Origin of the sequence: Actinotalea ferrariae CF5-4 (assembly GCF_000603945.1) — a bacterium.
In the GTDB taxonomy this organism is placed as follows: Bacteria; Actinomycetota; Actinomycetes; order Actinomycetales; family Cellulomonadaceae; genus Actinotalea; species Actinotalea ferrariae.
Map to the genome: position 1 here is coordinate 41122 of NZ_AXCW01000005.1, position 12654 is coordinate 53775.

9 protein-coding genes, 1 tRNA gene and 2 pseudogenes are annotated in these 12654 nt (G+C 71.2%); 8 read left to right on the top strand and 4 right to left on the bottom strand.

The window, feature by feature from the left end; genetic code table 11:
* A pseudogene (locus N866_RS20235) lies at positions 1-276 on the bottom strand (hypothetical protein); the annotation flags it as partial.
* Positions 277-301: 25 nt separating this feature from the next.
* Positions 302-1832, bottom strand: a pseudogene (hutH, locus tag N866_RS01375) (histidine ammonia-lyase).
* Positions 1833-1929: 97 nt separating this feature from the next.
* On the opposite strand from hutH, the gene N866_RS01380 reads away from it, so the two are divergent.
* From N866_RS01380 to N866_RS01395, 4 genes are all read left to right on the top strand, one after another.
* Positions 1930-2694 (top strand): IclR family transcriptional regulator, encoded by a 765-nt coding sequence (locus N866_RS01380; RefSeq protein ID WP_034221569.1) that lies wholly within the window; start codon positions 1930-1932, stop codon positions 2692-2694.
* A 65-nt stretch (positions 2695-2759) separates the two neighbouring features.
* The gene (locus tag N866_RS01385; protein ID WP_034221571.1) at positions 2760-3461 is read left to right on the top strand and encodes a ferric reductase-like transmembrane domain-containing protein; all 702 of its coding nucleotides are present in this window, start codon (positions 2760-2762) and stop codon (positions 3459-3461) included.
* A 40-nt stretch (positions 3462-3501) separates the two neighbouring features.
* Complete coding sequence (locus N866_RS01390; protein WP_034221573.1) at positions 3502-4062, top strand: hypothetical protein; 561 nt, start codon at positions 3502-3504, stop codon at positions 4060-4062.
* A gap of 106 nt (positions 4063-4168) precedes the next feature.
* Positions 4169-4816 (top strand): FAD-dependent oxidoreductase, encoded by a 648-nt coding sequence (locus N866_RS01395; protein WP_034221575.1) that lies wholly within the window; start codon positions 4169-4171, stop codon positions 4814-4816.
* Positions 4817-4892: 76 nt separating this feature from the next.
* Here N866_RS01395 and N866_RS01400 read toward each other — a convergent pair whose 3' ends face one another.
* A complete protein-coding gene (locus N866_RS01400; RefSeq protein WP_052022233.1) occupies positions 4893-8105 on the bottom strand; it encodes a type ISP restriction/modification enzyme in 3213 nt (1070 codons plus the stop codon).
* Positions 8106-8337: 232 nt separating this feature from the next.
* Positions 8338-8420, bottom strand: a tRNA-Leu gene (locus N866_RS01405).
* Positions 8421-8685: 265 nt separating this feature from the next.
* Between N866_RS01405 and N866_RS01410 the strand changes: the two genes are divergently transcribed.
* The 4 genes from N866_RS01410 to N866_RS01425 all read left to right on the top strand — a co-directional run.
* Positions 8686-9393, top strand: coding sequence for an FHA domain-containing protein (locus N866_RS01410; protein ID WP_034221578.1), 708 nt, complete (start codon positions 8686-8688; stop codon positions 9391-9393).
* Between the two features lie 7 nt (positions 9394-9400).
* Positions 9401-9925, top strand: coding sequence for an FHA domain-containing protein FhaB/FipA (locus N866_RS01415; protein WP_034221580.1), 525 nt, complete (start codon positions 9401-9403; stop codon positions 9923-9925).
* A 6-nt stretch (positions 9926-9931) separates the two neighbouring features.
* On the top strand, positions 9932-11185 hold the full coding sequence (locus N866_RS01420) for a PP2C family protein-serine/threonine phosphatase (RefSeq protein ID WP_052022234.1): 1254 nt from the start codon (positions 9932-9934) through the stop codon (positions 11183-11185).
* A gap of 37 nt (positions 11186-11222) precedes the next feature.
* The coding region (locus tag N866_RS01425) for an FtsW/RodA/SpoVE family cell cycle protein (RefSeq protein ID WP_081802229.1) at positions 11223-12654 on the top strand (1432 nt) is incomplete at its 3' end.

Here is a 12654-nt window from a genome sequence, read left to right on the forward strand (position 1 = left end):
GTCGCCCTTCAGGGTTTCGAGGGTGCGCACGAGGGCGTCGAAGCTGCGCCAGTCGCGGGCGGCCTTGCCCGTGCCGCCGTAGACGACGAGCTCGTCGGGGTGCTCGGCGACCTCGGGGTCGAGGTTGTTCTGCAGCATGCGGAGCGCGCCCTCCTGCTGCCAGCCGAGGGTGTGCAGCTGGGTTCCGCGGTGGGCGCGCACGGGGCGGGGTCCGGATGCGTGGCGCGCGTCGACGGCACCGGTGCCGGTCGACGTGGAGGGGGTCGCGATGCTCATGGGAGGCCTTTCGTGCGGTGCGGGTCTAGACGAGCTCGGGGACGACCGAGCGCGCGGCGTCGAGGAGCGCGCCGCTCTGCGTGAGGCGGACGGCCGCCTCGATCTCGGGGGCGAGGTAGCGGTCGGGGCCGGGGCCCTCGACCTCGGCGCGGAGGGCCGCGACGACCGCGGCGGTCACGGGCGACGGCGCGATGCCACGGAGGTCGATGCGCGCGCGGCCGTCAGCAGCTCGATCGCGACGACGCGGCCGAGGCCGTCGATTGCGCGCCGCAGCTTGCGGCCGGCCGACCAGCCCATCGAGACGTGGTCCTCCTGCATCGCGCTCGACGGGATCGAGTCGACGCTCGCGGGGTTCGCGAGCCGCTTGAGCTCGCTCACGATGCCGGCCTGCGTGTACTGCGCGATCATGTGGCCCGAGTCGACGCCGGGGTCGTGGGCGAGGAACGGCGGCAGCCCGGCGTTGCGGGCGACGTCGAGGAAGCGGTCGGTGCGGCGCTCGCTCATGCTCGCGAGATCGGCGACGGCGATCGCGAGGAAGTCGAGCACGTAGGCGACGGGCGCCCCGTGGAAGTTGCCGTTCGACGCGACCCGCCCGTCGAGCGTCACGACGGGGTTGTCGATCGCGCTCGCGAGCTCGCGGCTCGCGACGAGGGCGGCGTGCGCCATCGTGTCGCGCACCGCGCCGTGCACCTGGGGCGCGCAGCGCAGCGAGTAGGCGTCCTGCACGCGCGTGCAGTCGTCGGTTCGGTGGCTCGCGACGATGGCCGAGCCGGCGAGCACAGCGCGCAGGTTCGCGGCGCTCGTCGCCTGGCCGGGGTGGGGGCGCAGCTGCTGCAGCTCCGAGGCGAAGACCGCGTCGGTGCCGAGCTGGCCCTCGACGCTCATCGCGGCGGCGAGGTCGGCGGTGGCCACGAGGCCGTCCAGGTCGGCGAGCGCGAGGCAGAGCATCCCGAGCATGCCGTCGGTGCCGTTGATGAGGGCGAGGCCCTCCTTCTCCTCGAGCTCCAGGGGGCGGATGCCCGCCGCCGCGAGCGCGTCGCCGGCGGGCACGAGGTCTCCCGCGGCGTTCCTGACCGAGCCCTCGCCCATCGCGGCGAGCGCGCAGTGCGCGAGCGGCGCGAGGTCGCCCGAGCAGCCGAGGCTGCCGTACTCGCCGACGACCGGGGTCAGCCCCGCGTTGAGCATCGCCGCGTAGGTCTCGGCGACGACGGGGCGGGCGCCCGTGCGGCCGGTCGCGAGCGTCGCGACGCGCAGAGCATCGTCGCGCGGACGACCTCGCGCTCGACCTCGGGCCCCGAGCTCGCGGCGTGCGAGCGGACGAGCGAGCGCTGCAGCTCGGCGCGCTTCGCGAGCGGGATGTGCGTGGTCGCGAGGGCGCCGAACCCGGTCGAGACGCCGTAGTGGGGCACGGTGTCGTGGGCCAGCCCCGCGATGAGGGCGCGCGTCGCGGTCATCGCGTCCAGGGCATCCGCGTCGATGACGACCTCGGCGCCATGGCGGGCGACGGCGACGACGTCGTCGCGAGTGAGGGTGCGGGAGCCGACCGTGATGCGCATGGCCCCAGTGAACCGCTCGCGCGGGGCGCCGGCACCGGCCCCGCGCGATAATGTGTCTGAGATTTCAGACGATGTTCACGAGAGTTGAGGCGGGGCGATGCCGGATGTTCCCGCGGCGCGCGCGGCCCTGCGCATCGTCACGCACCTCGCGCACCACAGCGAGCCCGTGCCGGCGTCGACGATCGCGCGCGAGCTCGGGCTTCCGCGGTCGTCGACGTACCAGCTCATCCGCGTGCTGCAGGAGGAGGGGTACGTCGTCCACTACCCCGAGCTGCGCGCCTACGGGCTCGGCGGGGTCGTCGCCGAGATCGGGTCGAGCGTGCTGCAGGCGAGTCGGCTCGCGCGCCTCGCGAACCCGCTCATCGAGCGGCTCGTCGCCGAGGCGCCCGTCCCCGCGGTCGCGCAGCTCGCGGTGCTGAGCGGATCGGACGTCTCGTACGTCGGCCAGGCCTCCGCCCCGCGCGCTCCGACGACGGTCGCACGGCTCGGCGTGCGACTGCCCGCGCACCTCACGGCGACCGGGCGCGCGATGCTCGCCGCGCTGCCCGCCGCCCAGGTGCGGGCGCTCTACCCGCACCGCGACGCCCTCATCACCCGGCACGGCATCGGGCCGGCGACCCTGCGCGAGCTCGACGGGATCCTCGTCGAGGCGCGCGAGCGCGGCTGGGCCGGCGAGCACGGAGAGATCACGCCCGACTACTCCTCCGTCGCCGCCGCGGCGACCGACCGCACCGGCTACCCGAGTGCGGGCATCGGCCTGACCTATCGGGGCGAGGCGGTGGATGCCCTCGCCGAGGCCGCGCTCGCGCGCGCGGTGCGCGCGTCCGCCGACGCGCTGACGGCCCGTCTCACGGGGCGCTGAGCGGATTCAAATGTCACGCGTGACAGAATTCGCTGCATGGGGAAGGGCGACGAGGAGGATCGGCCATGATGCTAGGAGCACGATCGGGGGGCACGGTCGCCCTGCGACACCTCGTGATGGCGGCGATAGCCCTCGCGCTCGCGGGGGCGGCCTGGGCGCTGTACAGCTCCTGGAGCGCCGACATGAGGCTCTGGAAGTCGCTCGGGGTGTCCGCGATCGGGCTGCTCTGGTGGGCCATCATCATCGGACCGCTCGCCCGCCTGTGGCCTCGACTCTCCGGGCTGGTCCCCTGGCGACGAGAGGCCGGGATCTGGTTCGCTCTCGTCAGCGCGCTCCACGGCTACCTCGTCTGGGACGGCTGGGCCCGGTGGGATGTCGCCGGCCTTCTTGGGTACCAGTTCTCACCGGAGTCGGGACTCTACCTGCGAGCAGAGCCCGGCTTCGGCCTCGCCAACCTCCTCGGCGTCGCTGCGCTCGGACTCGGCCTCGCGCTCGCCGCGACATCCTTCGATCGTGCCGTCGCGTTTCTCGGGATCGGCTCATGGAAGTGGATGCACACTCTGGCCTATGCGGCCTTCTACCTCGTCACGCTGCACGTGCTCTACTTCGCCTTCATCCACTATTCGCCATCACCGACGAGGCTGACGATCTACGAACCGAATCCGCTCCGCTACTACTACCTGGCGTTGTTCCTGACCGCGGTCGGCGCTCAGGCCTCTGCATTCACCGCCGCCGTCTGGCGCCGACAGAAGGTCGGAGCGCTCTGATGCGGTCGAACAGGCGTCGACCTGGCGCGGAACTCCCCCGATGAGAGGTGCACTGCGAGCGACTGGTCTCGCGCTGATCGGACTGAGCCTCGTCCTCCCTCTCGCCCTGCTGTCGGTCGTCGTCGTCGCGGCCGAGCAGCAGGTGACCAGCAGAGCGTCCGCGGCACAGCAGAGCGAGACCCCCGCTCCCTACGCGCAGACGTTCGCGATGACGATCCTCGAGGAGCAGCGAACGATCGATCTGTGGCTGGTCGACCTGGATACGGAACCGTTCTTCCGTCAGACCATCACAGCGGGCGGCACGGTCGTGTCCGACCAGATCTACCGATTCGATGAGCGCGCCCTCTACACGTCGGATGACGTATCCCCGGACGCGCCGGCCTGGTCCGTGCTGTCTCCTGTGGAGCCGGAGGCCCTCGGGCTCCCCGATCTCTCCGCTGGACCGGCGCAGTGGGCGGCGCAGTTCGGGGCGGGGGAGCAGCAGATCCCTCTCGCTGACGGCACCACGGTGAACGTGGTCATCCACGCAGTGGATGACCCCATCGATCCGGCGATCTTCACGCTCCCCCCCGACGCCGTCGTGACGCCGGCCGGGCCGTAGGGTGCGGGGCGATGACCGGCCGCAGGCCATGGAGACGCAGGGATCGTCGGTGAGAGGGCACGTCGCTCGGCGACGTTCATGGCTGACCCGCATCGTGGATCGGAGAGTGATCGCTCCGGATGTGATCGAGATCTCGGTGAGCCGCCCCCCGGGCTTCGATTTCGACGCGGGGCAGCACGTACAACTGGGCGTCCTCGCACTGGACGGACGCGACCCGCATGGCCGTTCGCGCGTCTTCTCGATAACCTCGTCGCCCAACGACAGAGACATCCTGGCCGTCGCCTTTCGACGGTCTCCGAGCGCCTACAAGCGGACCCTCGCCGGCCTCGCCTTCGGTTCGACGGTCAGGCTGTCGGGACCTTACGGCCACGTGACGCTGACGAGGAAGTCGGACAGGCCCCGCGTCCTGGTCGCGTTCGGCGTCGGAATCACCCCTCACGTGAGCATGATTCGCTTCGCTTCCGAGGAGGCGCTGGACGTCCCCATCGCCGTGCTGCACGTCGCGAATCACGAGAGGCGCGTCGCCTATGCGGATGAACTCACTCGGTGCGCTGCGGAGAACCCCGCGATCCGGCTTCTCGCTCGATCCTCCTCACTGGCTCTCGCCGACCTGGAGCGGGCTCGTGACGAGCACCCGCACGCGATCTGGTACCTCTCCGGCCCTCCCACTCGAGTGGGTAGCGCTGTCGCCGACCTCCGGGGTCTCGGGGTGCCGGAGCGGGACATCTTCACGGAGGAGTTCATCGGCTACTGACACCGGGATGCGTGCCGCGGGCGACCCGGCGGGCTGACTCGCGTGGGTCACCGGCTCCTGCGACGGGGGGAAACGATCAGCAGCTCGGTGACGACTCGTACCCGACGTGGAGGTCCGCGAGGGTCCGGCCGGCCGCGACGAACGCACGGAAGTCGTCGACGCTCGTGACCAGGGGAACGCGGGGAAGCATCTTCGTCAGCTCGGGAGCGAACTGCGCGCGGTAGTCCGGGGAGTGCAGCAGCCCGTAGACGTAGAAGAACACGTCGTCGGCCGTGATGACCTCCCCGTACGCCTCCCCGTACTGCGCCAGGATCGCAGCGGTGATGTTGTCCTTCCGGCGATACCCGGCGACCACGTCCGGAGCGGCGTCGTCGGCGAAGTGGAAGGCGCCCTGTTCCTCCCTGTCGCTGTTCACCTTCTCCCAGGTCCAGCGCGGGAAGAACTGGCCCGTGTACGAGTAGAAGCTAAGGTCAGGAAGCTGATCGGTTGCGAGCACTGCGAACTCGGCCGCGGGCCGCGGCGCCATCACAAAGAATCCGAGGTTGTCATGGTTGGGCGTTGGGAGGATCGCCGGCAACTGGTATCGCCGCTCGTTCAGCCGGGAGTCGTAATACACCCTCTGCTTGAAGAAGGGTCGGTAGAGGGCACTTCCAATCTTCGCTGCGTCGAACGTCAGGACCTCGGCTGCCCGGAGCGTCGCCTCCAGTGAGCCGCTCCAGCTGATCTGTCTTGAGTCTCGCGGCAGTTCGCGGTCAATGCTCGCGACATACCGCTGTACGGCCTCGTTGTAGAAGCTCACGGTATGACGAACTTGTGACGCAAGCTGAGCTTCAGACGAGTTGTAGACCCAGGCGTCGCGGTTCGTCTTCAAGCCTCCGGAGAACATCCGAAAGACCGCCGAAGGGTCACCCTTGGCGCCGAGCGGCGCGAACGCCTCGAATGCGTCCCCACGCTGGTTGATCCAGTCCCCGGCGGCATTGGGAGTGATCGTCTCCCAGTCGATCAGCGCGAGGTCGTCGCGGCCGACGATCTCCAGCTTCTCCTCGCGGCTGAGGTAGTCACCGATGTCCTTGTAGTGAAGCCGTGGGGCGCCGGCCGCGTCGGGCTTCTTGACCAGGAAGGTGATGGCGACGGTGTTGCGCGAGCCGGCTCCGAACACCTTCCCGCCCTCGCGCCGGGAGAGCTCTCCAGCGGTCCGCTGGTTCCCGCGGAGGTTGTAGATGTAGATGACGGCGAACTCGTCGACGAGGGCCTTGCGCAGCCCATCGGCGGTGTTCGCGTCCAGGAACCCGCCGTTGGTGACGAACCCGATGACCCCGGCGTCCTTGATCCGGTCTGACGCCCAACGGATGGCGCGGATGTAGGAGTCGTACAGGCTGTTCTTGTTCGTGGCCGTCGACCGGGCTGCGTAGGTCTTCTCGATGGCCCGGTCGAGGGTGGGGCACTTGACGTTAGCGTTGTTGTCGTTGGCGCTGCCCTGCCCGACCGAGTACGGGGGATTGCCGATCAAGACTCTGATGTCAAGGCCGAGCTGGCGTGCAGCGCGTTCGTTGTTGGTGGGGAAGACGGCCGTGTCCAGAACGTCGCCGTCCTCGGTCATCTGGAAAGTGTCGGTCAGGACGATGCCGTCGAACGGCACGTACCCGGCGTCCGGGTCCTGCTCGGTCAGCAGCCCATGAAGCGTCGCTTCGATGTTGATGGCGGCGATGTAGTACGCCAGCAGCAGGATCTCGTTGGCGTGCAGCTCCTGGGTGTACTTGCGGAGCAGGTCCTCGGGCTTGATGAGCCCGGACTCCAGGAGCCGGACGATGAACGTCCCGGTGCCCGAAAAGGGATCCAGTACGTGCACGCCTTCGTCCGTGAGCGAGGCCCCGAACTCGGTGTTCAGCAGGTGCTCGACCGAGCGAATGATGAAGTCGACGATCTCCACCGGTGTGTACACGATGCCCAGGGACTCGGCCGCCTTGGGGAACGCGAGCTTGAAGAACTTCTCGTACAGCTCAGCGACGATCCGCTGCTTGCCGGCGGCGTTGTCGATGCCCTCGGCTCGCAGGCGCACAGACTCGTAGAACCGGTCCAGGGTCTCGTTCTCGACGTCGAGGTTGTGCTCGTCCAGGGCGTCGAGCATGTCCTGCATGACCCGAGAGACGGGGTTGTGCTGCGAGAAGGCGTAGTCGGCGAACAGGGCGTCGAACACCGGTCGGGTGATCAGGTGCTGGGCGAGCATGTTGACCGCATCGGTGCGGCTGATGGAGTCGTTGAGGTTCGCCCGCAGCCCGGCCAGGAACGTCTCGAAGCGGCCCTGGACAGGCAGGTCCGTGTCCTCAAGAAGGGTGGTGATGCGGGTGACGTGCCGGTCGGCGATGACGGCGACGTCCTTGGCCCAATCCTCCCAGTACCGGCGGTCCCCGACCTTGGTCACGATCTTGGCGTAGATCGCTTCGCGCCACTGGTCCAGCCACTGCAGGTTCAGCGTGCCCTGGGTGCCCTTGCCGGGGGTGGAGTCCGCGGCGCCGTCGTCGTCGCGGCCGCCACCGCCGACACCGATGATCTGGATGCGGTCGTCCCGCCCCCGGTTCAGCTCGATCTTGTTGACCATGGCGTTGAAGCGTTCGTCGTGGGCGCGCAACGCCTGCAGCACCTCCCACACCACGGCGTACCGGGTGTTGTCCCGCAGAGCGTCCTCCGGGGCCATCCCGGCGGGGATGCCGATCGGCAGGATGATGTAGCCGTACTGCTTGCCCGGGGCAAGGCGCATCACCCGCCCGACGGACTGGACGACGTCCACGACCGACTTGCGGGGGTTGAGGAACATCACCGCGTCCAGGGCGGGGACGTCGACGCCCTCGGACAGGCACCGGGCGTTGGACAGCACCCGGCACGTGTCCGGTTCGGTGGTGGCCTTGAGCCAGTCCAGGCGCTCGTTGCGGACCAGGACGTTGAACGTGCCGTCCACATGCCGCACCTCGCACCGCAGCGGGGAGTCGGTCGGCGCGGTCGGGGCGTCGTCGTCCGGGGCGTCCGGGGTGGTGATGCGCTGGTACTCGAGGTAGTCGTGGACGACCTCGCCGAACATCTCCGAGAACTGCTTGGACTTGGCGATGGTGCCGGCGAACGCGACAGCCCGGGTCATGGGGGCGTGGTCGCCGCCGAAGCCGGACTCGGCGTGGCCGCGCTTCGCGAGGCCGTTCCAGCACCCGACGATCTTGGCGACGTCGTCCAGGCGCAGCTCGGAGTTCTCGTCGGCGAGCTGGGTCTGGAAGGTCCGGGAGACCTCCTTCTCGTCCACCGCCAGGACCAGGACCTTGTAGTCGGTCAGCAGGCCCTTCGCGACCGCCTCGCCGAACCCGAGGCGGTGGAACTCCGGCCCGTACAGGTGCGGGTCGGCAGGTCCGGGTCGTCCCCGGACGGTGCAGCAGGACGAGGCAGCGCCGCCTCGTCCTCGTCCCCGCCCAGAACGACGAGAGCCGGGGACCTGGTGGTCCCCGGCTCTGCGACCTGGGGGATTCCCCAGGGTTCTGTGGGCAAGGGGGGACTTGAACCCCCACGTCCTTTCGGACACTGGCACCTGAAGCCAGCGCGTCTGCCATTTCGCCACTTGCCCGCGACGGACGAGGTTAGCACGGTGCGGGAGGCGGTTCCGAACCCGCGCGGGCTCCGCAAGGACGACCGACAGGACACCCGACAGGACACCCGACCGACCGCACCGCCCTGTGCTCAGCACGGCCGCCGCGCACCCCTCATCCGCACCTCACCCACGCTCACCCGCCGTCGTCCCGGCGCGACCTGGGACCGGCGGATACCATCACCAGGGACCTGTGCAGGTCCGGCCCGATCACGGGACGTCCCCCTGACGGGAAGGAGGTGGCATGGGAGTCCTCGACCGGTTCGAGAAGGGCGTCGAGCGCGTCGTGAGCACGGCGTTCGCCAAGGCGTTCCGCAGCGAGGTCAAGCCGGTGGAGCTCGCGAGCGCCCTGCGGCGCGAGGTGGACGACCGCGCCGCCGTCGTCGGCCGGGACCGCACCGTCGTCCCCAACGACTTCACCATCGAGCTGTCCCCCCAGGACCACGAGAAGGTCCTCGCGTGGGGCGCCGAGCCGCTGGCGGACGAGCTCGCCGCGAGCGTGACGGAGCACGCGACGCAGCAGCGCTACGCCTTCGTCGGCCCGGTGACCGTCGTCTTCGTCGAGGACGACACCCTCGAGGAGGGCCGCTTCCAGGTCCGCGGCGCCACGGTGCGCGGCGCCGTCGCGCCCGCCACCACGGTCGCCGCCTCCATGCGCCACCCGCTCGTCGACATCGACGGCCAGCGGTACCTGCTCACCGGCCCGGTCACGGTGATCGGCCGGGGGAGCGAGGCCGACATCATCGTCGACGACCCGGGCATCTCCCGGAAGCACCTGGAGATCCGGGTCACGCCCGACGGCGTCGTCGCGACGGACCTCGGCTCGACCAACGGCACGTTCGTGGAGGGGCACCAGGTGCCCGCCGCGACGCTCGTCGACGGCAACACCATCACGATCGGTCGCACCCGGATCCTCTTCTGGACCGGCGTCGACGACGCCGAGGACGGGTGACGCCGGGGTGAGCGAGCTCACGATCACCCTGCTGCGGCTGGGCTACCTGGTCCTCCTGTGGCTGTTCGTCCTGGCCGCCATCGGCGTGCTGCGGCGCGACCTCTACGGCACGCGCATCGTCCGGCGCCTGCGCCGCGAGCAGAACCCCCTGGCGGCCCCCGCCGGCCCGCCGCCCGGCGCGTCCCCCGCGGACGGCCGGCAGGGCGAGCCCCGGTCCACCCCGATCCCGCGCCGGGACGCCGGGCCGCGACGGCTCGTCGTCACGGAGGGACCCCTGCGCGGCACGACCCTGCCCCTGGCCACCTCGGCGATCCTCATCGGCCGGGCCCCGTCGTGCACCCTCGTGCTCGACGACGACTACTCCTCCTCCCGGCACGCCCGCGTCTACCCCGAGGCCGGCCAGTGGTTCGTCGAGGACCTCGGCTCCACCAACGGCACCTACGTGGACCGTCAGCGCGTCGAGGCCCCCACCCCGGTACGCCCCGGCTCGCAGATCCGCGTGGGGCAGAGCACCCTCGAGCTGCAGAGGTAAGCCCGCGTGTCCATCGCCCTGCGGTACGCCGCCCGGTCCGACGTGGGACTCGTGCGCGCCAAGAACGACGACTCCGGCTACGCCGGGCCCCACCTGCTCGTCGTCGCCGACGGCATGGGCGGCCACGCGGGCGGCGACGTCGCGTCCTCGGTCGCCGTCGCGCACCTGGCCCCGCTCGACGACGAGGCCCACGGCCCCGACGACGCCCTGGCGGAGCTGACGCGCGCGCTGTCCGCCGCGCACCGGGAGCTGCTCGCCCGCGCCGACGCCGAGCCCGAGCTCGCGGGCCTCGGCACCACCGTCACCGCGCTGCTGCGCTCGGGCAACAAGCTCGCCATGGCGCACATCGGCGACTCCCGCGCCTACCTGCTGCGCGACGGCCGGCTGGCCCAGGTGACCACGGACCACTCCTTCGTCCAGCACCTCGTCAGCACGGGCAAGATCACCGCCGAGGAGGCCGAGCACCACCCCCAGCGGTCGGTGCTCCTGCGCGTCCTGGGCGACTTCGACATGGACATCGCCCCGGACATGTCGGTCCGCGAGGCGCGTCCCGGGGACCGCTGGCTGCTCTGCTCGGACGGCCTGTCCGGCGTGGTCTCCGCCGAGACGCTCGCCACGACGCTCCTGGAGCTCACGGACGTCGACGCCTGCGCCGACCAGCTCGTGCGCCTCGCCCTGCGCGGTGGCGGCCCCGACAACATCACGGTCGTCGTGGGCGACGTCGTCGAGGTCGACGACCTGCCCGACGGCGCCGCGCCCTCCACGACCTCCGCCGTCGTCGGCGCCGCGGCCAAGGACCGGAAGCGCCCGACCGTCGGGGGCGAGGGCGCCGCCGCGCGGGCCGCCCAGATGTCCGCCCAGGCCCGGTCCCGGCCGGTCGAGGGCGCCGCACCCGTCCCGGTGCGCCCCGTCCGCGAGGACGAGGAGGAGGCCGACCCCTCGCCACTGCGCCGCCGGCTCGCCGTGCTCGCCGCGGCCGTCGTCGTCCTCGGCGTGGTGGCGACCGCCGCCTGGCTCGGCTACCGGTGGACCCAGCAGCAGTACTACGTGGGCGTGGACGACGACCGGGTCGCGATCTACCAGGGCATCCCGCAGAGCGTCGCGGGGTTCGAGCTCTCGGAGGTCGTCGAGACGACGGACATCCGGGTCGAGGACCTGCCGGGCTTCGTCCGCGACCGGCTGGACCAGACCATCCCGGCGGACGACCTGCGGCACGCACGCGAGCGCGCCGCCTCGCTCGAGCCGGACGCGGGCGCATGACGGCTCCCGCCCGCACGACGGGTCGGGAGGTGATCGCGTGGCCACGGTGATCCCGTACCGGGCCCGGCCCGGTCGCCACCTCGAGCTGCTGCTCCTCGTCCCCGCGCTCCTGCTCGGCGTCGGCGCCTACGCGCTCGTGGGCCTGGCGACCCAGGACGCCGTGCCGGCCGGCATCACGGGCTACGCCGTCGGCCTGACGGGCCTGGCCCTGGGCATGCACCTCGTGCTCCGCTGGCGCGCCCCGTACGCCGACCCGGTGCTCCTGCCGGTCGTCGTCGCGCTCAACGGCATCGGGCTGGCCATGATCTACCGGCTCGACATCGCCTACGCGCTGCGCGGCCGCGAGACGGACTTCGCGGCGCGCCAGCTCGCGTGGACCGCCCTCGCGGTCGTCCTCGCGGCGCTCGTCCTCGTCGTCCTGCGGGACCACCGCACGCTCCGCCGCTACACCTACACCGCGATGGTGGTCGGCCTCGTCCTCATCGTGCTGCCCCTGGTCCCCGGACTCGGCACGCAGATCAACGGTGCGCAGATCTGGATCCGCGTGGCCGGCTTCTCGTTCCAGCCCGCGGAAGTCGGCAAGATCGTCCTCGCGACGTTCTTCGCCGGCTACCTCGTCACGACCCGCGACACCCTCGCGCTGGCCGGCCCCCGCGTCCTGGGCCTGCAGCTCCCGCGCCCCCGCGACCTCGGGCCCATCCTCCTGGCCTGGGCCGCGTCGCTGGCGGTGCTGGTCTTCCAGCGCGACCTCGGCACGTCGCTGCTCTTCTTCGGGCTGTTCGTCGCGATGCTCTACCTCGCGACCGAGCGGCTCAGCTGGGTCGTCATCGGCCTGGGCCTGTTCGCGGGCGGCGCGGTCCTCGCCGCGAACGTCTTCTCCCACGTCGACCAGCGCTTCCAGGCCTGGACGAACGCCTTCGACGACGACGTGTTCAACGCCTCCCCGGGCGGGTCCGGGCAGCTCGTGCGCGGCCTGTTCGGCATGGCCAACGGCGGGCTCATGGGCACCGGCTGGGGCGAGGGCCGCCCGGACCTCGTGCCCTTCGCCGAGTCCGACTTCATCGTCGCCTCCCTCGGCGAGGAGCTGGGCCTCACCGGCCTGCTCGCGCTCCTCCTGGCCTACCTCGTCGTGGCCCAGCGGGGGCTGCGGACCGCCATCGGCGTGCGCGACGGCTTCGGCAAGCTGCTGGCCGGCGGCCTGTCGTTCGTCGTGGCGTTCCAGTGCTTCGTCGTCGTCGGGGGGGTGACGCGGCTCATCCCGCTCACCGGCCTGACCATGCCGTTCCTGGCCTACGGCGGCTCGTCCCTGCTCGCCAACTGGGTGATCGTCGCGCTGCTGCTGCGCATCTCCGACAGCGCCCGCCGCCCGACGGCCGACGCCGTGCGCGGCCCGGCCGCGATGCCGCCGGGGATCGACGACGACGCCCCGCGTGCCGAGCGGCGCGGTGACCGGTGGCGGCGGGCCGGCC

Excerpts from the sequence above, each read along its gene's own strand:
- N866_RS01380 (WP_034221569.1), top strand. The coding sequence starts at position 1,930 with ATGCCGGATGTTCCCGCGGCGCGCGCGGCCCTGCGCATCGTCACGCAC.
- N866_RS01385 (WP_034221571.1), top strand. The coding sequence starts at position 2,760 with ATGATGCTAGGAGCACGATCGGGGGGCACGGTCGCCCTGCGACACCTC.
- N866_RS01390 (WP_034221573.1), top strand. The coding sequence starts at position 3,502 with ATGAGAGGTGCACTGCGAGCGACTGGTCTCGCGCTGATCGGACTGAGC.
- N866_RS01410 (WP_034221578.1), top strand. The coding sequence starts at position 8,686 with ATGGGAGTCCTCGACCGGTTCGAGAAGGGCGTCGAGCGCGTCGTGAGC.